The sequence below is a fragment of the Streptomyces sp. NPDC001536 genome, assembly GCF_042894505.1.
Lineage (GTDB): Bacteria > Actinomycetota > Actinomycetes > Streptomycetales > Streptomycetaceae > Streptomyces.
On record NZ_JBIAVQ010000006.1, the window covers coordinates 206,612 to 225,219 of the forward strand.

Genomic DNA, 18,608 nt, shown 5'->3' on the forward strand with positions numbered 1-18,608 from the left:
GGGGACGGACGCCTAAGAGCTCGAGAGGTTCTGTTTCGCGGGCGACTGCGGGTGGTTCGTGGTTGTTCGCGCAGTTCCCCGCGCCCCTTGGGCGCGTGCAGTGAACCGGTCTCAAGGGGTGCGGGGAGTGGGAGGCTCAATGAGCCCTTGCCGGGTGGAAGCGGCGGCGGTATTCAGCGGGGGGTGTGCCCAGGGCCCTCACGAAGGCGCGGCGCATGGTCTCGGAGGTGCCGTAGCCGCTGGCGCGGGAGATCTCCTCGACGCCGTCGGCGGTGTCCTCCAGGAGGCGGCGGGCGTGTTCGAGGCGGACCCGGTCGACGTAGCGGCCGGGGGTCATGCCCGTCTCCGCCTGGAAGGCGCGGGCGAAGTGGCGGGGTGAGAGCCGGGCGCGGGCGGCGAGCGACTCGACGTTCAGGTCGCCGTCCGGATGCTCGGTGATCCACTGCTGGACCTCCCGCAGCGGCTCGCGCTGCGCGGTCTGCGCGGCCAGCTGGGCGCTGAACTGGGCCTGGTTGCCGGGTCTGCGCAGGAAGACCACCAGATAGCGGGCGACGGTCAGGGCGACGTCCCGGTCCAGGTCCTCCTCGACCAGTGCGAGGGCGAGGTCGATCCCGGAGGTGACACCGGCGGAGGTGGCGACCGGTCCGTCCCTGATGTAGATCGGGTCGGCTTCGACGTCGATCGCCGGGTGGTCGCGGGCGAGCGTGTCGCAGTACGCCCAGTGGGTCGTGACGCGACGACCGTCGAGCAGGCCCGCCGCGGCGAGCAGGATCGCGCCGGTGCAGACCGAGACGAGGCGCTCGGCGCGCGGTCCGTTCCCGCGCAGCCAGTCGATCAGGGACGGGTCGGGGCGGCGGGTGCCCTGACCGCCCGGGACCAGGAGGGTGTGCGGGGTGGACGCGTCCGTGAGAGCCAGGTCCGGTACGAGGGTCAGGCCGCTGGAGGTACGCACGGGGGCGCCGTCCAGGGAGGCCGTACGGATGCGGTACGTGCCCGGAGTGTGGGTCTCGGCCCCGGCGAACACCTCCAGGGGGCCGGTGACATCAAGGCTCTGCACCCCGTCGAAGAGGACGACGAGGACGGTTCGCTGCGTCATGCACTCGATTCTGGGCGGGCCCTTCGACGGCCGCAATGACGAGTACCCCACCTTTCCTGCCACGTCCTTCCCGGCCGTAGAGGGGCATACCAAGCGGTTGGTAACCTGCCGGGCATGACTACCGCCCCCCTCGAGCTCCGGGCCGTCCGCCGCTGCGCGAATGTGCTCAACTCCCTCCACGCCACCTCCTACTTCGCGCCCGAGCTGGGCGAGGAGCTGGCCGGGATCGGGATCACGCACCCCAGGGCCGCGAACTTCGCGGTGCGGGCCGCCGCCATGGGGGCGGTGGGCGCCGGGACGGTGACGGCGACGTTCTCCAACTACAAGCACGAGCTCGTGGCCCGGTACGTTCCCGCCGTCTGGGCCACGGCCTCGCCCGAGGACGTCCTCGCGGCACGCGTGCGTGGCGTCGACGCGGCGCTGCGGCGGCTGCTCGGTGCGCAGACCCTGGCGTCGCCGGAGATGGCGGAGGCAGCGAAGCTGGCGCTGGGCGCGACCGAGGCCTGTTCGCGCGGTGCGCGTCCGCTGTACTCGGCGCACGCGGACCTGCCGGTGCCCGAGGAGCCGCACCTGGCGTACTTCCACGCCGCGACCCTGCTGCGCGAGCACCGGGGCGACGGCCATCTCGCCGTGCTGACGGCGGCGGAGCTGGACGGCCTGGAGGCCATGGTGGTCCACGCGGCGACCGGCAAGGGCACGAGCCCCAAGTGGGTGCTCGCCACGCGCGGCTGGAGCCAGGCCGAATGGGACGAGGCGGTCGCGCGCCTCCGGGACCGCGGGCTGCTGGACGAGGCCGGTGAGCTGACCGAGCGGGGCGCCGCGCTGCGCGAGGAGATCGAGGACGAGACGGACCGCCTGGACCGGGCACCGTACGAACACCTCGGCGCCACGGGTGTCGCACGGCTGACGGAACTCGGGGCGGGATTCGCGCGGGCGGCGTTGGCGGCGGGGGCGTATCCGGTGGATCTGATCGGCAAGGGGTGAGCGTCGGGCAGGGGGTGCGGCGGTCCGAGGGCGGCGCTCCTGTGCAACCGGATGCATGGCGGGACGGCAGCGAGGTACCCGGAGTCCCCCGGTCACGTGGCCGGGCGATGAAAGGGGAAGTTCGTGTTCCGAGCGATCGCAGACGTACTCCGGCAGATCGGCGGCGCCATAGCCACCGTCGTGACGCTGCCCTTCCGGGCGCTGGCCCGGCTGTTCGGCGGTGCCTCGGGCTCCACGCGGAGTCGGCGGGCCTGATGTCCGCGCCCTGATCCCCGGCTGTCGGTGCCACCTGCCACAATTGCCGCGCAACCTCAGTGAGAAGGCGGTACGGCATCGTGACGACACCCCTCGTGGCATCCATCGAAGGAAGGATCGCCGAGGAGCTCGGCGTTCGGGAGCGGCAGGTCAGGGCCGCCGTGGAACTGCTCGACGGCGGTTCGACGGTGCCCTTCATCGCTCGCTACCGCAAGGAAGCGACCGAGATGCTCGACGACGCGCAGCTGCGCACGATCGAGGAGCGGCTGCGCTATCTGCGGGAGCTGGAGGAGCGGCGGACGGCGATCCTGGAGTCGGTGCGCGAGCAGGGCAAGCTCACCGAGGAGCTGGAGGCGCAGATCCGCGGCGCGGACACCAAGGCGCGCCTGGAGGACATCTACCTCCCGTACAAGCCGAAGCGCAGGACCAAGGCGCAGATCGCCCGGGAGGCCGGTCTGGAGCCGCTCGCCGAGGGGCTGCTCGGGGACCCGACCGTCGAACCGCTGGCCGCCGCCGCGGCGTTCGTCGACGCCGACAAGGGCGTCGCCGACCCGCAGGCCGCGCTCGACGGCGCCCGGGCGATCCTCACCGAGCGGTTCTCCGAGGACGCCGACCTGATCGGCGAGCTGCGCGAGCGCATGTGGGTGCGCGGGCGCCTCGCCGCCAAGGTGAAGGACGGCAAGGAGGAGGCGGGCGCCAAGTTCGCCGACTACTTCGACTTCGCCGAGCCCTTCAAGGACCTGCCCTCGCACCGCGTCCTGGCGATGCTGCGCGGCGAGAAGGAGGAGGTCCTCGACCTCGTCCTGGAGCCCGAGGAGGCGACCGAGGGTCCTTCCTCGTACGAGGGGATCGTCGCCCACAGGTTCCAGATCGCCGACCGCGGACGCCCCGGCGACAAGTGGCTCAAGGACACCGTCCGTTGGGCCTGGCGCACCCGCATCCTGGTGCACCTCGGCATCGACCTGCGGCTGCGGCTGCGCACCGCCGCCGAGGACGAGGCGGTGAACGTGTTCGCGGCGAACCTCCGCGACCTGCTCCTCGCCGCCCCCGCCGGCACGCGCGCGACCCTGGGCCTGGACCCTGGCTTCCGTACGGGTGTGAAGGTCGCCGTCGTCGACGCCACCGGCAAGGTCGTCGCCACCGACGTCATCTACCCCCACGTCCCGGCCAACAAGTGGGACGAGGCGATCGCCAAGCTGGCCCGGCTCGCCAAGGAGCACGCGGTCGACCTGGTCGCGATCGGCAACGGCACGGCGTCCCGCGAGACCGACAAGCTCGCCGGTGAACTCATCACCAAGCACCCGGAGTTGAAGCTCACCAAGGTGATGGTGTCCGAGGCGGGCGCGTCCGTGTACTCGGCGTCGGCCTTCGCCTCGCAGGAGCTGCCGGACATGGACGTGTCGCTGCGCGGCGCGGTGTCGATCGCCCGCCGTCTCCAGGACCCGCTGGCCGAACTGGTGAAGATCGACCCGAAGTCCATCGGTGTCGGCCAGTACCAGCACGACCTGTCCGAGGTGAAGCTGTCGCGCTCACTGGACGCGGTCGTGGAGGACTGTGTGAACGGCGTGGGAGTGGACGTCAACACGGCGTCCGCCCCGCTGCTCGCCCGCGTCTCCGGCATCACCTCCGGCCTCGCCGAGAACATCGTGGCGCACCGCGACGCCAACGGGCCGTTCAAGGCGCGCACCGAGCTCAAGAAGGTGGCCCGGCTGGGTCCGAAGGCCTACGAGCAGTGCGCGGGCTTCCTGCGGATCCGCGGCGGCGACGACCCGCTGGACGCGTCCAGCGTGCACCCCGAGGCGTATCCCGTGGTCCGGCGCATCGTGAAGACGGCGGGCCAGGAGGTCGCCGCGCTCATCGGGAACACGGGTGTGCTGCGGTCGCTGCGACCGCAGGACTTCGTCGACGAGACGTTCGGTCTTCCGACGGTCAGCGACATCCTCAAGGAGCTGGAGAAGCCGGGGCGCGACCCGCGGCCCGCGTTCAAGACGGCCACCTTCAAGGAGGGCGTCGAGAAGATCTCCGACCTGACGTCCGGGATGGTGCTGGAGGGCGTCGTCACCAATGTGGCGGCCTTCGGGGCGTTCATCGACGTCGGTGTCCACCAGGACGGTCTCGCGCATGTCTCGGCGCTGTCGAAGACCTTCGTGAAGGACCCGCGGGACGTGGTGAAGCCGGGTGACATCGTCAAGGTGAAGGTCCTCGACATCGACATCCCGCGCAAGCGGATCTCGCTGACGCTGCGGCTGGACGACGAGACGGCTCCGCAGGGTCAGCAGGATGGCGGGGGCGAGCGCCGGCAGCGGGGCGGGCGTCCTCCTCAGCAGCGGCAGCAGGGCCAGCAGCGGCAGGGTGGTGGCCGTGGTGGTCAGGGCGGTGGGTCGCGGCAGGCGGCGCCGCCGGCGAACAGTGCGATGGCGGATGCTCTGCGCAAGGCCGGGCTGCTCGATCCGAAGAAGGGCAAGCGCTGACGGCTTCGCCGATCGGGTTGTGGGGAAGCTGCGGGTCCGTCGTGGCTGGTCGCGCTCGCGCGGCGGAGCCGCATGTCGATACAGCCCCGCGCCCCTGGGAAGGGGCGCTTCGCGCCCCTTCCCATTGCGCCAGGTGCAGTAGCTCAAGCGGCTCCCTCGATCCGGGCGGGGCGAAGCTGGGCGGGTCCGTCCGACCCCGTCCGGGAGAGCCCATGCCTGTACGACCACTGAGAACCCGTCGCCGCCAGGTGGCGATCGGCCTGATCGCGGCCTGTCTGGCCGCGCTGCTGCCGACCGCCGCCGACGCCGCCCCGCCTCCCGGACCGCACTCCGACGCCGGGCTCCAGGAGCAGCTCGAGGACCTGGTCGACGAGCCCGGCGGTCCGCCCGGTGCGATCGCCGTGCTCCGTGACGGCAGGAACAGCCGGGTCATCACGGCCGGAGTCGCCGATCTCGACACCGGTCGCCGGCCCGCGCCCCACGACCACATGCGGATCGCCAGTACGGCCAAGGCCTTCAGCGGCGCGGTCGCGCTCTCCCTCGTCGACTGGAACACCCTGGATCTCGACGAGACCATCGGTCAGCGGCTGCCCCACCTGCCCGAGGCCTGGCACGCCGTGACACTGCGCCAGCTGCTGCACCACACCAGCGGTCTGCCCGACTACTCGCGGAGCGAGGGGTTCCTGGAGATCGTCCTCGCCGACCCCCGGCACCGCTTCGACTCCCGCAGGCTGCTCGACTTCATCGCCGACGAACCCCTGCGGTTCGCGCCGGGCTCCCGTTACGAGTACTCCAACTCGGACAACATCGCCGTGGCCCTGATGGCGGAGGCGGCCACCCGCATCCCGTACGAACAACTGCTGCACAAGCTGGTGTACCGGCCGCTGGGCCTGCGCGACACCAGCCTGCCGCAGGGCTACCGCATGCCGGAGCCGTATCTGCACGGCTACGACGTGAGCCCGCCCGACCCGCCCGAGGACGTGAGCGAGGTCCTGGGCATGTCCGGAGTGTGGGCCTCGGGCGGGATCGTCTCCACGCCCGCCGACATGACGCGCTTCATCCGCGGTTACGCGGGAGGGCGGCTGTACGGCCCCGATGTCGTGGAGCAGCAGCGCGACTGGATCCCCGGCAACTCCGAGCCCAAGGGGCCCGGGCGCAACGACGCGGGGCTCGCCGTCTTCCGGTACACCACCCGCTGCGGCGTGGTGCTGGGGCACACCGGCAACACCCTCGGCTACACCCAGCTGATCGCGGCCACGCCGGACGGCCAGAGGTCACTGACGTTCTCGGTGACCACCCAGATCAACCAGGCCCAGAAGCCCGACCTGCTGCGCAAGATGCGCGCCGTGCAGGAGAACTTCGTCTGCGCGCTGCTGCGCCACCGGTCCTAGCGTTCGGTCACCTTGCCGTCCGCGACCTCCAGGCGGCGGGTCACATGGACCGCGTCCAGCATGCGGCGGTCGTGGGTGACCAGGAGCAGCGTGCCCTCGTAGGCGTCGAGCGCCGACTCCAGCTGCTCGATGGCCGGGAGGTCGAGGTGGTTGGTCGGTTCGTCGAGGACCAGGAGGTTGACGCCCCGGCCCTGGAGCAGGGCCAGGGCGGACCTCGTGCGTTCGCCCGGGGAGAGTGTGGCCGCCGGGCGCAGGACGTGGTGGGCCTTGAGGCCGAACTTGGCCAGCAGGGTGCGGACCTCGGCCGGTTCGGTGTCGGGGACCGCGGCGCAGAAGGCGTCCAGGAGTGACTCGGTGCCGTGGAACAGCTTGCGGGCCTGGTCGACCTCGCCGACCAGGACGCCGGAGCCCAGGGAGGCGGTGCCCGCGTCGACCGGGACGCGGCCCAGCAGGGCGCCGAGGAGGGTCGACTTGCCGGCGCCGTTCGCGCCGGTGACCGCCACCCGGTCCGCCCAGTCGATCTGGAGGGTCACCGGGCCGAGCACGAAGTCGCCGCGGCGGACCTCCGCCTCCCTCAGGGTCGCCACCACCGACCCCGAGCGCGGCGCCGAGGCGATCTCCATGCGCAGTTCCCACTCCTTGCGCGGCTCCTCGACGACCTCCAGGCGTTCGATCATGCGCTGGGTCTGCCGGGCCTTCGCGGCCTGCTTCTCGCTGGCCTCGCTGCGGAACTTGCGGCCGATCTTGTCGTTGTCGTTGCCCGCTTTGCGGCGCGCGTTCTTGACGCCCTTGTCCATCCAGGAGCGCTGGGTCTGCGCCCGGTCCTGGAGGGCCGCCTTCTTGTCGGCGTACTCCTCGAAGTCGTCGCGCGCGTGCCGGCGGGACACCTCGCGCTCCTCCAGATAGGCCTCGTAGCCGCCGCCGTAGAGATTGATCTGTCCCTGCGCGAGGTCGAGTTCGAGGACCTTGGTGACGGTGCGGGTGAGGAACTCGCGGTCGTGGCTGACGACGACCGTGCCGGCGCGCAGGCCGCTCACGAAGCGTTCCAGGCGCTCCAGGCCGTCCAGGTCGAGGTCGTTGGTCGGCTCGTCGAGGAGGAAGACGTCGTAGCGGGAGAGCAGCAGGGACGCGAGCCCCGCCCGGGCCGCCTGGCCGCCGGACAGGGACGTCATCGGCTGGTCCAGGTCCACCGCCAGGCCCAGTGAGTCGGTGACCTCCTCGGCGCGCTCGTCGAGGTCCGCGCCGCCGAGGGCGAGCCAGCGCTCCAGGCTCGTGGCGTACGCGTCGTCCGCGCCCGGTGCCCCGTCGACCAGGGCCTGGGTCGCCTCGTCCATGATCCGCTGGGCCTCGGTGACACCGGTGCGGCGGGCCAGGAACTCGCGGACCGTCTCGCCGGGGCGGCGCTCCGGCTCCTGCGGGAGGTGGCCGACGCTCGCCGTCGGCGGGGAGAGACGGAGCTCGCCCTCCTCCGGCGTGGTCAGCCCGGCGAGCAGCTTGAGCAGGGTGGACTTGCCCGCGCCGTTGGCTCCGACCAGCCCGATGACGTCACCGGGCGCGACGACGAGGTCGAGCCCGGCGAACAGGGAGCGGTCGCCGTGGCCGGCGGCGAGATTCTTGGCGACGAGGGTTGCAGTCATGAGGGGACCGATCCTAGCGAGGTGCCCGAGGGGGCTTCCCGCGGATATCGGGCCGGGACCGCGCACCCGGCCCGGCGGGACAACAAAGCGACAACAGCGAAGCAACGGCAACACCCACCGATCTCCCCCCGTTGGTCGTACTTTTACGGTCAACTTCCTTGCACCGCATGGTCGCCAGACCGACGTCACCCTTTTCAGGAGTTCTGCGATGAGTACGAAGACGGGTCCCCAGCGCTACCCGGGCGCGAGCCGGGCGAACTGGTACCAGGACGACTTCGGCGGCGACCCGATGGAGGTCAACGTCGTCGTCCTGCACACCACCGAGGGCCGGACCCTGCCCGGCTACGGCGGCGGTGGCTCCGCTCCGAACCTGACGGCGGTGCCGGACTTCGGCGCCAAGAAGCTGAAGTGGTTCCAGCACTTCGACATCGAGACCTCGTCCAGGGCGCTGGTCAATCTGCGGGGCGGCGCGGAGACCAACACCGCGAACGTGTGCCAGGTCGAGCTGGTCGGCACCTGCGACCCCAAGACGCACAAGAAGTGGGCGGCCGCGGGCCAGCAGCACATCTACTGGCCGGAGGCCCCGGACTGGGCGCTCCAGGCCGTCGCCGGCTTCCTGGCCTGGATGCACGAGCAGCACGGCGTGCCGCTGTCGGGGCCGAAGGAGTGGCCCGCGTACCCGAGCTCGTACGGCAAGGGCAACGGGGCCCGGATGTCCGCCGCGGAGTGGAACGGGTTCAAGGGGATCTGCGGGCACCTCCACGTGGTCGAGAACCTCCACGGCGACCCGGGGGCGATCGACTTCGCCGCGCTCCTCAAGTACGCCAAGGCCGAGCTGGACGTGGACGACGACACCCCCGCGACCACCACGCCCGCCAAGCCCAAGGTCCCCGCGTTCCCGGGACGCAAGTACTTCGTGAGCGGCGCCTCGAACAAGTACGTGCTCCAGCTCGGCAAGCAGCTGGTGAAGAAGGGGTTCGGCGACCACTACAAGGTCGGCCCCAGCACGACGTGGGGTGAGGCGGACCAGCTCAACGTGCGGGCCTTCCAGAAGTCGCGCAAGGAGCTGCGCGGCGACGCCGACGGCAACCCCGGTCCGCTGACCTGGCGCCTGCTGTTCTCCTGAGCGCCCCGGGCCCCCGTCGCGGCGGGGGCCCTCAGTGCGCCATCGCCTCGACCAGCACGCTCCCCGAGGTCCGCGCCACCACGAAGGACTCCCCCTTCACCGCCCTCGCGTCCAGCGCGATGCGGTGGCGGCCCGCTTCCAGGACCCCGTCGAAGACCTCCTGGGCGTGGGTGCGCAGGAGCCGGTCGAGGCGGTACGCCGTGAGGCGCACCCGGCACGGCGAGGTGACCTCGACGCCCGCCTCGCCGTCGGCGGCGACCAGCCGGGTCAGCCGGCGCTGTTCCTGCGGGCGCCGGTCGAGGGCGTGCTCGATCTGGGCGACCAGGAGCGGGACGATCGGGGCGAGGCCGTCGACGTACGCCACCTCTACGCCGGCGCGCTCGAAGGAACGGCGTACGGCGGCACGTTCCTGCTGGCTCACCGCACGGCCGAAGGCGACGGCGCCGTAGGCGCGGAGTTCGTCGGCGGGCACGCCCTCGGCGTCCTGGGTGATGTCGGCGCCGATGCCGATGGTACGCAGGGCGGCGGCGAGCTTGGCGAGGAGGGCGACGCGGGCGCCGATCAGCAGGACGCGGCGGCGCGGGCTCGCGGAGTCGGGGCCGAGCAGGGAGTCCAGGGCCTGCCGGTACTCGGGACCGCGGAAGCGGAAGGGGCCGATGCCGTGGTAGCCGTTGAGCTCCAGGTCGGCGTGGTCGTCGGTCTGCCAGGCGAAGTCCCGCCAGATGAAGTCGCCGTGCTCCTTCTCGATGACGGCGGTGACGGCACCGCATCCGAGGTCCTCGCACTCGGGACAGCCGTATATGACGAAGCGCCCGTCCGGAAGCGGGGCGTCCGTCTCCAGCAGGAGGCTGCGGACCTGGGCGGTGAAGATCGAGGGTGGTACGTCGGAGGCCAGGGGGGAGACGGCGTCGAGGTCGGAGAGTTGGAAGAGCAGCGGTCGTCCGTCGACGATGAAGTCCACGAAGTCCCGGTGGACTTGGTAGTCACCGTTGACGAGGACTCCACCGGCACGCATCGCCGGTGCCAGGCCGAAGGTCGCGTATTCGGCAGACATGCTGCGAGTATTCCCGCAGCAAGCGCGCTCTGCGCACGGCATGCGACATTCCGCTAACGTCCCGGCGTGGACAGTGAGCCGAGCGGTGAGGTCGTGGTGGTCGGTGGCGGGGTGATCGGGCTGACGACGGCCGTGGTCCTCGCCGAGCGTGGCAGGCGGGTGCGGGTGTGGACACGGGATCCGGTCGAGCGCACCACCTCGTGGGTTGCGGGGGCGCTGTGGTGGCCGTACCGGATCGAGCCGGTCGCCTCGGCCCGTGCGTGGGCGCTGCGCTCGCTGGAGGTGTACGAGGCGCTCGCGGCGGACCCGGAGCGCACCGGCGTACGCGTGGTCGAAGGAGTACTCGGCGAGGCGGATCTGGACAAGGCCAGGGCCTGGGCGGGCGAGCGGCTGCCGGGTCTGCGCGCGGCCACGGCCGAGGAGTACGCCGGGGCGGGGCTGTGGGCGCGGCTGCCGCTGGTGGACATGGCGGCCCATCTGCCCTGGCTGCGGCGGCGGTTGCTGGACGCGGGCGGGACGATCGAGACGCGTACGGTGTCCGATCTCGGGTCGGTCGGGGCACCGGTGGTGGTCAACTGCACCGGGCTCGGCGCGCGGGAGCTGGTGCCGGACGTCTCCGTGGAGCCGGTGCGGGGGCAGTTGGTCGTGGTGGCGAATCCCGGTATCCGGACGTGGGTCGTGTCGACCGGCGCCGACGGGGAGATGGCGTACTTCTTCCCGCATACGGACCGGCTGCTGCTGGGTGGCACGGCGGAGGACGGTGTCTGGTCGACGGAGCCGGATCCCGCGGTGGCCGAGGCGATCGTACGGCGGTGCGCGGCGCTGCGGCCGGAGATCGCGGGGGCGCGGGTGCTGGGGCACCGGGTGGGGCTGCGGCCGGCGCGGGACGCGGTACGTCTGGAGCGCGAAACACTTCCGGGCGGAAGGGTGTTGGTGCACAACTACGGGCACGGCGGGGCCGGGGTGACGGTGGCCTGGGGCTGCGCGGAGGAGGCGGCGACGCTCGCCTCCTCCTGAATCCGTCCAAGCGGTCCTGATGAATCCCGGTGCGGCACCGCGCCCCAAAGGGGCGCGGGGAACTGCGCGACCAGCCCCCACCAGCCTGCGGCTTGATCACCGCTCTCCCAGCGGAGCTACCCGTGGTCGTGGCCCAGCGGGTCGCCCTCCGTCTCCGTGCCGGCGCCCGGGCCGACCCTGATCTCGAAGTCGCCGTCGTACCTCTTGTGGCCCTCGATCACGGCGAGTGCCACGGCCTCGGAGCCCATCTCGCCGCGCACGATGACCGGGTCGCGGCGCAGGTCGCGCATGAGGGCGACGCACATGCCGATCATCACGAGGACGAAGGGCGCGGCGGCCAGGATCGTGAGGTTCTGCAGACCGGTGAGCGCGTCGCCCTGGCCGCTGCCGACGAGCAGCATGATGGCGGCGACGGCGCCGGTGACGACGCCCCAGAACACGACGACGAAGCGGCCCGGTTCGAGCGCGCCCCGCTGGGAGAGCGTGCCCATGACGATGGAGGCGGCGTCGGCGCCCGAGACGAAGAAGATGCCGACCAGGATCATCACGAGCAGACTGGTGGCGGTCGCGATGGGGAACTCCTGGAGGACTCCGAAGAGTTGGCCCTCAGGCGTGTCGGCCCCGCGCAGCGCGCCGCCCTCCTTCAGCTTCATCGCCGTACCGCCGAAGACGGCGAACCAGACCAGGCTGACGGTGCTGGGCACGAGGATGACGCCGCCGACGAACTGCCGGATGGTGCGGCCGCGGCTGATGCGGGCGATGAACATGCCGACGAACGGCGTCCAGGAGATCCACCAGGCCCAGTAGAAGACGGTCCAGCTGCCGAGCCAGTCGGCGACGCCCTCGCCGCCGCTGGCCTCGGTGCGGCCGGCGAGCTGGGGCAGGTCGCCGAGGTAGGCGAAGATCGAGGTGGGCAGCAGGTCGAGGACGATGATCGTGGGGCCCGCGATGAACACGAACACCGCGAGGATCAGCGCGAGCACCATGTTGGTGTTGGACAGCCACTGGATGCCCTTCTCCACACCGGAGACCGCGGAGGCCACGAAGGCCAGGGTCAGCACGGCGATGATGGCGACGAGCAGGCCCTCGCTCACGTCGTCCATCCAGTCCAGCTCCTGGAATCCGGAGCCGATCTGGAGCGCGCCCAGGCCCAGTGAGGCGGCCGAGCCGAAGACGGTGGCGATGATCGCGAGGATGTCGATCACCCGGCCCCCGGTGCCGTTGGCGTGCTTCTCGCCGATGAGCGGGGTGAAGACCGCGCTGATGGTCTGGCGGCGGCGTTTGCGGTAGGTGCTGTAGGCGATGCCGAGGCCGACCACCGCGTAGATCGCCCAGGGGTGCAGCGTCCAGTGGAAGAGGGTGGTGGCCATGGCCGTCTCCATGCGTTCGCCGGAGTTGGCCGGGTCGGTGCCTGGTGGCGGGGTCGTGTAGTGCGAGAGGGGTTCGCTCACGCCGTAGAACATCAGACCGATACCCATGCCGGCGCTGAACATCATCGCGACCCAGGAGACGGTCTTGAACTCGGGTTCCTCGCCCTCGGCGCCGAGGTGGATGCGGCCGTAGCGGCTGATCGCGAGCCACAGGGCGAAGACGACGAAGCAGGAGGCCGCCAGCATGAAGGCCCAACCGCCGTTGTGGATCAGGCCGTTGAGCATCTTCGTGGAGACGCTCTCCAGCGAGTCCGTCGCCGTCGAGCCCCAGATCACGAAGGCCACGGTGATGACGGCGGTGACGCCGAACACCACGCGGTCGGTGCTGTGGGGGCCGGGAACGTCCGAGGGACCTTCCCGGCCGCCCCTCTTCTTCAAGTCTTCCGTCATTTGCGGCACCTTTTCCCGAAAACCATGGGTACGGAGTACCACAGGTGCCGGTGATCGATGCCGCTTCAGCAGTCGGTGTCGGGCTCCCCCGCCGTGAGGTGGTACGGGGCGCGTGCGTCGAGGAGCAGCGGGACGAGGGCGCGCAGGGGCTGGCGAAGGGAGACGTAGGTGCCCTTGGTCCTCACTCCGTGCAGGGCGAGTTCGTCCTTGACCTCCGTGTACTGGGCGTCGGTGAGCCGGTAGCCGCAGGGCGGGTCCTGGATCACCTCGGCGGGTTCGGCCGGATCGTTGTCGGCGCCGCCGACGTAGACGGGTCCGGTGTCGGCCCAGCCCTCGACGCGGGCTCTGCCGGTCGCCGCCTCGATCCGGCCACGTCGCTCGTCAGCGAAGCCGAACAGGCCTTTCAGCGCGGCCAGTTGGGAGTCGACCCGGCGCCGGTTGTTCGTCGCCTCGTCGACGTCCGCGAGCGCGTCGACGCGGCTCTCGATGAGCAGACCGACCGCGTGCTTGATGCCGGACATGTTCCGCAGGATGCGTTCCTGGCCGTCACCGGCGGTCTGTCTGATCGGATCGCCCGTGACGGGGTCGGTCCAGATGCCGTACGTGCCGGTGGTGTACCCGGCGTGCTGGGCGGCGGGGCGGACGTACGCCCGGGACAGGGTCTCGGCCTCGTCGTGGACCGCCTCGTCCGTGTTCAGGTTGCGGGGCCAGAGGTCGAAGAGGTCCTTGTCGTAGTACGGGGGCGTGGCTCCGTACTCGTGCAGGTCGTAGATGACATCGGGCTGTCGGTCGCGGATCACGGCGGCCAGGGCCCGTCCCTCGGCCGTCCGGAGCGCGAGGTGGTCGCGGTTGATGTCGACGCCGTCGCTGTTGCCGCGGGTGTCGGCGGCCCGGCCGTCGGGGTTGGCGGTGGGCACGACGAGCAGGGTGGTGCGGTCCAGGAAGCGCCGGGTACCGGCGTCCTTCGCGTACGCCAGGTCGCGGACCTTGGAGAGACAGGCCTCACGGCCGGACGGCTCGTCGCCGTGCTGGCTGCACACGAGGAGCACCTTGTTCTGGGCGCCCTGCCTGCCGAGGCGGACCAGGTGGAGGGGGCGGCCCTGCTTCGTCGTGCCGATGCGGGCGAGGGAGACCCGGTCGCTCGCCGCGTCGACGGCCGCCAGGAATTCCCGCTCCTCCGTCTCGCCGGTCCAGCGGGCGCCGTCGGACTGTTCGAAGCCGGTGCGCGGTGGGGCCTCGGTCGCGTGGGCCGGCACGGCGACCAGGGACGCGGCAAGCGCTGCCGTGGTGAGGGTCAGGGCTCGGATCATCGGCCCGCCCCCGGTACGCGCTGGAGGGTCCGCGGTGCCGTCACGCCGTCGAGCGGCGCGGTCTGCGGTACGGCGGTGGCGGCGCCCTGCGTGGCGTGGGCGAACGCCGAGGCGCCGCCGACGAACGGGACGCGGGCCGAGGTGCGGGACAGGTCGATCGTGAGCGTCGGGGTGGTCGACGGCGGGTCGATCAGGTCTTTGTCGGTGCCCGCGACGATCAGGGCGAGGCGGTGGCCTGCCGGGACGACATGGTCGGTGGCGGCCAGGTCGAGGGTGATGGTGTACGCCTTGCCCGGGGTGAGCGGGACGCCCTTGCCGGGGTTGGCGTAGGTGCCGAGGTCGGCCCAGCCGCGGCTGACGACGGTGTAGTCGACGTCGGCGGTCTTGGCCCGGGTCTCCTTGAAGCAGGCGCTGTCACCGGCGGTGCTCGCACCCCAGCAGGTGCGGTCGGTGAGCGTGGTGATGCCCTCGCCGGCACTCGCGTAGTCGCGAATGGTGGCGGGGCCCAGGTCCACGAGGACGGCGGAGAGATGGGCCGTCGAGGTGGTCGGGGTGGCGGTGACGGTGACCTTCGAGGAGCCGGCCAGACGCAGGTCCTCGGTGAGGGCGCCGGTGGTGAAGCCCGCCTTCTCGGGGGTGGACGTGTCGATCCGGGCGGCCCAGTCGGTCTCGCTCAGCGCCGGGTCGTCGGTGAAGGTCTCGGTGCCGCGGTCGCGGGTCAGTCCGAGGGTGCCGACGCCGGGCTGGGTTCCGTCGGCGGGGCGCAGGGTCGCGGTGCTCGTGCCGCGCGGGGGCCAGACCTTGGAGGTGACCCACTGGTCGGGGTGGCGTTCGATGTCGGCCATCGGCTCGCGGTCGATGCCGTTGTCGTAGCCGAGGAGTTCGTGGTCGAACCAGCGGTGCAGGGTGTCGACCCACTCGGCGCGACGGAAGTCGAAGGGGTCGACGTGGCCGGTCTGGGAGAGCCAGAGCTTGCGCTCGACGCCGTTCCTGCCGAGGGCGTCCCACCACTGACCGAGGTGCCGCATACGGACGTTGAGGTCCTGCTGGCCGTGGATCGCGAAGACGCTCGCCTTCACCTTGGAGGCGTCCTTGAGGTAGTCCCGCTCGGTCCACAGGCGGGTCCGGTCGCCGGTGCGCGGGGCGCCGTCGACGAGCTGCTGCTGGACGGCTCCGCACTTGGCCTCGGCCTCGGGGCTGTTGACGTAGGTGGCCAGCCAGTCGGGGCCGGAGTCGTAGAGCGGGGCGCCCTGCTGGAAGTAGTAGTCGTACCAGGAGGAGATGGCGCTGATCGGGACGATCGTCTTCAGTCCCTTGACGCCGGTGGCGGCGACGCCGTTGGCGACGGTGCCGTCCCAGCTCTTGCCGATCATGCCGGTCTTCCCGTTGGACCAGCCGGCCTTGGCCTTGGCGCTTCCGGTGCGGCTCGTGTAGGCGGTGGCGCGGCCGTTCAGCCAGTCGACCACCGCCTTGGCCGACTGGACCTCCTCGCGGCCGCCGACGTCCTCGCAGCCGTCGGAGCGGCTGGTGCCGGCGAGGTCGACGCCGACGAAGGCGTAGCCGCGCGGCACGAAGTAGTTGTCGTAGAACAGCGGCATCTGGACGACGTTGCCGTTCGCGTCGTACGTCTTCCGCTGGCCCTCGTTGCCGCGCCCGCAGCAGGAGTAGTACGGGCTGGCGACCATGACGACCGGCACCTTGCGGCCTTGCTGGGCGAGTTCGCGGGGGCGGACGATGTCGACGGCCACGCGGTCGTTCTTCCCGTCGCCGTCCCCGTCGAGTCCGGTGTCCACCCAGACGGCCTCACGGACCGCGTTCTCGTACGAGTAGACGGGCTTGCTCTCTCGCGGGGCGCCGTGTGCGGCGGCCGGCGTGAGGAACGTGGCCAGCAGGGCGGCGGTGGCCGCGGTCGCGAGCGGTCTCCAGATCGTGAAGCGCGTGCTTATCGGCATGGCGCGGACGGTACAGCGGTCAACTCCCGTGCAAAAGAGGGCCGATCGGGGCAGGCGGGAAGTGGCTGGAAAGGTGCGTGGGAGAGGTTCGCTCATGTCGGCCGAATGGCGATCGTGTGACAGGGGTGGCTGTGGACACGACTGCGCCCACAGGTGATGAATAGGCTCCGAACAGACTTCGTGCCCCTACGACTTGGAGCTTTCGTGCACCGCAGAATCATCGCGCCCGGCGCACTGGCCACCGCGTCCGTCCTGCTGGCGATCCCGGCGTCGGCCGCGAGCCTCTCCCCCGGCGCTCCGGGCATCGGCGACCCCTATTACCCGGCCTACGGCAACGGCGGATACGACGTCTCGCACTACGACCTGCGGCTGAAGTACCAGCCGGCGACGGACGAACTGGAGGGCACGGCGACCCTCCTGGCCCGTACCACCCAGGATCTGTCGCGCTTCAACCTGGACTTTCTGCTGGACGTCGCCGAGGTGCGGGTCAACGGCGCGAAGGCGTCGTTCACCACGTCGGGCGAGCACGAGCTGGAGATCACGCCGAGGACGCCGCTGGCGAAGGGCACGGCCGTCACCGTCGTCGTGCGCTACAGCGGGGTGCCGTCGTCGAAGCAGGCGTACGGCTTCACCAGCTGGCACCGCACGCCGGACGGCGGGGTCGGCGCCAACGAGCCCGAGGCCGCCTGGTGGTGGTTCCCCAGCAACGACCACCCGCTCGACAAGGCCACCTACGACGTGTCCGTGCTGGTCCCGGACGGCACCCAGGCCATCTCCAACGGCACGCTCCAGTCGACGAGTTCACGCGCCGGCTGGACCCGCTTCAACTGGCGGTCCAACAAGCCGCAGGCCACCTATCTGGCGACGCTGGCCGTCGGGAAGTTCGACATCACGACGGGCCGGACCGACAGCGGGATCCCGGTCGTCAACGCCTACAGCAAGGACCTCGGCGACAACGCCGGCGCGGCGCGGGCCAGCATCGAGCGGACCGGGGAGGTCGCCGACTGGCTGAGCGGGTACTTCGGGCCGTACCCCTTCAACGCGCTCGGCGGGTATGTGCCGAACACCAACACCGGGTACGCGCTGGAGACCCAGACCCGGCCCTTCTACAGCCCGCGCCAGTTCGCCAACGGTTCGAACACCTCCGTGGTCGTGCACGAGCTGGCCCACCAGTGGTACGGCGACCTCGTCTCCGTCGCCGGCTGGAAGGACATCTGGATCAACGAGGGCTTCGCGCGGTACGCGCAGTGGCTGTGGTCCGAGCACGAGGACGAGGGCACGGCGCAGGAGATCGCGGACTACGTGTACGCCTCGCACCCGGCCGACGACCCGTTCTGGACGGTGAAGCCGGGCGACCCGGGCCCGGAGCACCAGTTCGACATCGCCGTCTACGACCGGGGCGCGCTGGCCCTTCAGGCGCTGCGCAACGAGATCGGGGACGACGCCTTCTTCGCGGTCCTGAAGGGCTGGCCGCAGAAGTACGCGTACGGCAACGCCACGGTCGCCGACTTCCGGACGTACGCCGAGGAGGTGTCGGGGCAGTCGCTGTCGGCGCTCTTCGACACCTGGCTGTTCCAGCCGTCGAAGCCGGGGGCTCCCGCTGCGGCGGGCGCGGGCGCGTCCATCGCCCGGTCGGCTGCGGACGGGGCGGTCCCCGCGCAGCCGAAGTCGTGGAAGAAGATCGCCGCGACGAACGACGTGCACGAGCACTAGGTCCCGAGTATGGCGGGGCGGTCCGTCTCAGCCCTCGACTCCGGTCGAGGTGTGGGCCGCCCCGACCGGCTTGGACTCCGGCGAGCCGCGCTGGCGGAGGTAGACGGACAGGATGGCCATGGACGCCACGGCGAGGAACTCGGACTGCCAGTTCTGCAGGGTGCGGCTCCAGAAGTCCGCGGAACCGGCGTAGTCGGCCCAGCTCATGGGCGCCTGGAGCTGCCGGAGCTGTTCCTCGTTGTAGGCGGCGACACCGGTGATCGACTGGGACAGCCAGGACAGGGCGAACAGCGTGCCCATCACCAGACCGAGGGAGTGCGAGTAGACGTGCAGCCGCAGTCCGCGCCCATGGGCCCAGCGCGGTGAGTACCGGTGGGCGTATCTGCCCACCTGCTGGGCCTTGTCGGACTCCGTTCCGGCTTTGTCCATTTCCTTCGATTCGGGCGAACCCCGTTGGAGGAGCCACACGGTCGCGGTGATGTAGAGGAAGAACTGGAGATACTCCGACTGCCAGTTCTCCGTCACGTCGACGGCGAAGTCGGACGACATGAGGTATTCGCCGAATCCGACCTGGGCCAGTCCGTCGGTGGCCAGTTGGTTGTTGAACTCCGCGTGGCCCGCGATGGCCTGTCCCACGAGAGCCAGCAGGAATGCGATGCCGAATCCGAGGCCCAGTCCGTTGTCGCGGAGGAATCCGCGCGTTCTCGTGGTCATCGGTTCATCAGCCCCACGGCGCTGAAATAGACGAGTCCGCCGAGGACGAGGACCAGACAGAGCGTGAA

General features: G+C 71.0%; 14 protein-coding genes. 7 read left to right on the forward strand and 7 right to left on the reverse strand.

Going from position 1 to position 18,608, the window contains the following annotated elements; all coding sequences use genetic code 11:
* Positions 1-136: 136 nt before the first annotated feature.
* Positions 137-1,096, reverse strand: coding sequence for a GlxA family transcriptional regulator (locus tag ACFY0U_RS18845; RefSeq protein WP_388636640.1), 960 nt, complete (start codon positions 1,094-1,096; stop codon positions 137-139).
* A 114-nt stretch (positions 1,097-1,210) separates the two neighbouring features.
* Here ACFY0U_RS18845 and ACFY0U_RS18850 point away from each other — a divergent pair, with 114 nt between their 5' ends.
* From ACFY0U_RS18850 to ACFY0U_RS18865, 4 genes are all read left to right on the forward strand, one after another.
* Entirely contained in the window at positions 1,211-2,080 is an 870-nt protein-coding gene (locus tag ACFY0U_RS18850; protein ID WP_388636642.1) for a hypothetical protein, read from the forward strand.
* Between the two features lie 123 nt (positions 2,081-2,203).
* A complete protein-coding gene (locus ACFY0U_RS18855) occupies positions 2,204-2,335 on the forward strand; it encodes an LPFR motif small protein (protein WP_252100555.1) in 132 nt (43 codons plus the stop codon).
* Positions 2,336-2,415: 80 nt separating this feature from the next.
* Complete coding sequence (locus ACFY0U_RS18860; protein ID WP_388636645.1) at positions 2,416-4,806, forward strand: Tex family protein; 2,391 nt, start codon at positions 2,416-2,418, stop codon at positions 4,804-4,806.
* A gap of 212 nt (positions 4,807-5,018) precedes the next feature.
* Positions 5,019-6,197: a serine hydrolase domain-containing protein gene (locus ACFY0U_RS18865; RefSeq protein ID WP_388636647.1), complete on the forward strand. Its 1,179-nt coding sequence runs from the start codon at positions 5,019-5,021 to the stop codon at positions 6,195-6,197.
* On the opposite strand, the gene ACFY0U_RS18870 is transcribed toward ACFY0U_RS18865, so the two are convergent.
* Positions 6,194-7,834, reverse strand: a complete 1,641-nt coding sequence (locus ACFY0U_RS18870; RefSeq protein WP_388636649.1) for an ABC-F family ATP-binding cassette domain-containing protein — start codon at positions 7,832-7,834, stop codon at positions 6,194-6,196. The genes ACFY0U_RS18865 and ACFY0U_RS18870 overlap by 4 nt on opposite strands.
* Positions 7,835-8,042: 208 nt before the next feature.
* Here ACFY0U_RS18870 and ACFY0U_RS18875 point away from each other — a divergent pair, with 208 nt between their 5' ends.
* On the forward strand, positions 8,043-8,960 hold the full coding sequence (locus ACFY0U_RS18875; RefSeq protein WP_388636651.1) for a peptidoglycan-binding protein: 918 nt from the start codon (positions 8,043-8,045) through the stop codon (positions 8,958-8,960).
* Positions 8,961-8,991: 31 nt separating this feature from the next.
* Here ACFY0U_RS18875 and ACFY0U_RS18880 read toward each other — a convergent pair whose 3' ends face one another.
* Positions 8,992-10,014 (reverse strand): oxidoreductase, encoded by a 1,023-nt coding sequence (locus tag ACFY0U_RS18880; protein ID WP_388636653.1) that lies wholly within the window; start codon positions 10,012-10,014, stop codon positions 8,992-8,994.
* Between the two features lie 66 nt (positions 10,015-10,080).
* Between ACFY0U_RS18880 and ACFY0U_RS18885 the strand changes: the two genes are divergently transcribed.
* Complete coding sequence (locus ACFY0U_RS18885; protein ID WP_388636655.1) at positions 10,081-11,031, forward strand: FAD-dependent oxidoreductase; 951 nt, start codon at positions 10,081-10,083, stop codon at positions 11,029-11,031.
* A 116-nt stretch (positions 11,032-11,147) separates the two neighbouring features.
* Here ACFY0U_RS18885 and ACFY0U_RS18890 read toward each other — a convergent pair whose 3' ends face one another.
* From ACFY0U_RS18890 to ACFY0U_RS18900, 3 genes are all read right to left on the reverse strand, one after another.
* On the reverse strand, positions 11,148-12,851 hold the full coding sequence (locus ACFY0U_RS18890) for a BCCT family transporter (RefSeq protein WP_388636658.1): 1,704 nt from the start codon (positions 12,849-12,851) through the stop codon (positions 11,148-11,150).
* A 65-nt stretch (positions 12,852-12,916) separates the two neighbouring features.
* The gene (locus tag ACFY0U_RS18895) at positions 12,917-14,161 is read right to left on the reverse strand and encodes a M14 family metallocarboxypeptidase (protein ID WP_388636661.1); all 1,245 of its coding nucleotides are present in this window, start codon (positions 14,159-14,161) and stop codon (positions 12,917-12,919) included.
* Positions 14,158-16,113: a Xaa-Pro dipeptidyl-peptidase gene (locus ACFY0U_RS18900; protein WP_388636663.1), complete on the reverse strand. Its 1,956-nt coding sequence runs from the start codon at positions 16,111-16,113 to the stop codon at positions 14,158-14,160. Before ACFY0U_RS18900 ends, ACFY0U_RS18895 begins: the two co-directional genes overlap by 4 nt.
* Positions 16,114-16,317: 204 nt before the next feature.
* Between ACFY0U_RS18900 and ACFY0U_RS18905 the strand changes: the two genes are divergently transcribed.
* Positions 16,318-17,826 carry a M1 family metallopeptidase gene (locus ACFY0U_RS18905; RefSeq protein ID WP_388636666.1) on the forward strand — a complete coding sequence of 503 codons (1,509 nt, stop codon included), beginning with the start codon at positions 16,318-16,320 and terminating at the stop codon, positions 17,824-17,826.
* Between the two features lie 27 nt (positions 17,827-17,853).
* On the opposite strand, the gene ACFY0U_RS18910 is transcribed toward ACFY0U_RS18905, so the two are convergent.
* A complete protein-coding gene (locus tag ACFY0U_RS18910) occupies positions 17,854-18,540 on the reverse strand; it encodes a DUF6766 family protein (RefSeq protein ID WP_388636669.1) in 687 nt (228 codons plus the stop codon).
* Positions 18,541-18,608: the final 68 nt, after the last annotated feature.

What these genes read in the sequence shown, in the direction of transcription:
- ACFY0U_RS18845 (WP_388636640.1), bottom strand. Translation starts at nt 1,096, where the DNA reads ATGACGCAGCGAACCGTCCTCGTCGTCCTCTTCGACGGGGTGCAGAGC.
- ACFY0U_RS18850 (WP_388636642.1), top strand. Translation starts at nt 1,211, where the DNA reads ATGACTACCGCCCCCCTCGAGCTCCGGGCCGTCCGCCGCTGCGCGAAT.
- ACFY0U_RS18865 (WP_388636647.1), top strand. Translation starts at nt 5,019, where the DNA reads ATGCCTGTACGACCACTGAGAACCCGTCGCCGCCAGGTGGCGATCGGC.
- ACFY0U_RS18870 (WP_388636649.1), bottom strand. Translation starts at nt 7,834, where the DNA reads ATGACTGCAACCCTCGTCGCCAAGAATCTCGCCGCCGGCCACGGCGAC.
- ACFY0U_RS18875 (WP_388636651.1), top strand. Translation starts at nt 8,043, where the DNA reads ATGAGTACGAAGACGGGTCCCCAGCGCTACCCGGGCGCGAGCCGGGCG.
- ACFY0U_RS18880 (WP_388636653.1), bottom strand. Translation starts at nt 10,014, where the DNA reads ATGTCTGCCGAATACGCGACCTTCGGCCTGGCACCGGCGATGCGTGCC.
- ACFY0U_RS18890 (WP_388636658.1), bottom strand. Translation starts at nt 12,851, where the DNA reads ATGACGGAAGACTTGAAGAAGAGGGGCGGCCGGGAAGGTCCCTCGGAC.
- ACFY0U_RS18895 (WP_388636661.1), bottom strand. Translation starts at nt 14,161, where the DNA reads ATGATCCGAGCCCTGACCCTCACCACGGCAGCGCTTGCCGCGTCCCTG.
- ACFY0U_RS18900 (WP_388636663.1), bottom strand. Translation starts at nt 16,113, where the DNA reads ATGCCGATAAGCACGCGCTTCACGATCTGGAGACCGCTCGCGACCGCG.
- ACFY0U_RS18910 (WP_388636669.1), bottom strand. Translation starts at nt 18,540, where the DNA reads ATGACCACGAGAACGCGCGGATTCCTCCGCGACAACGGACTGGGCCTC.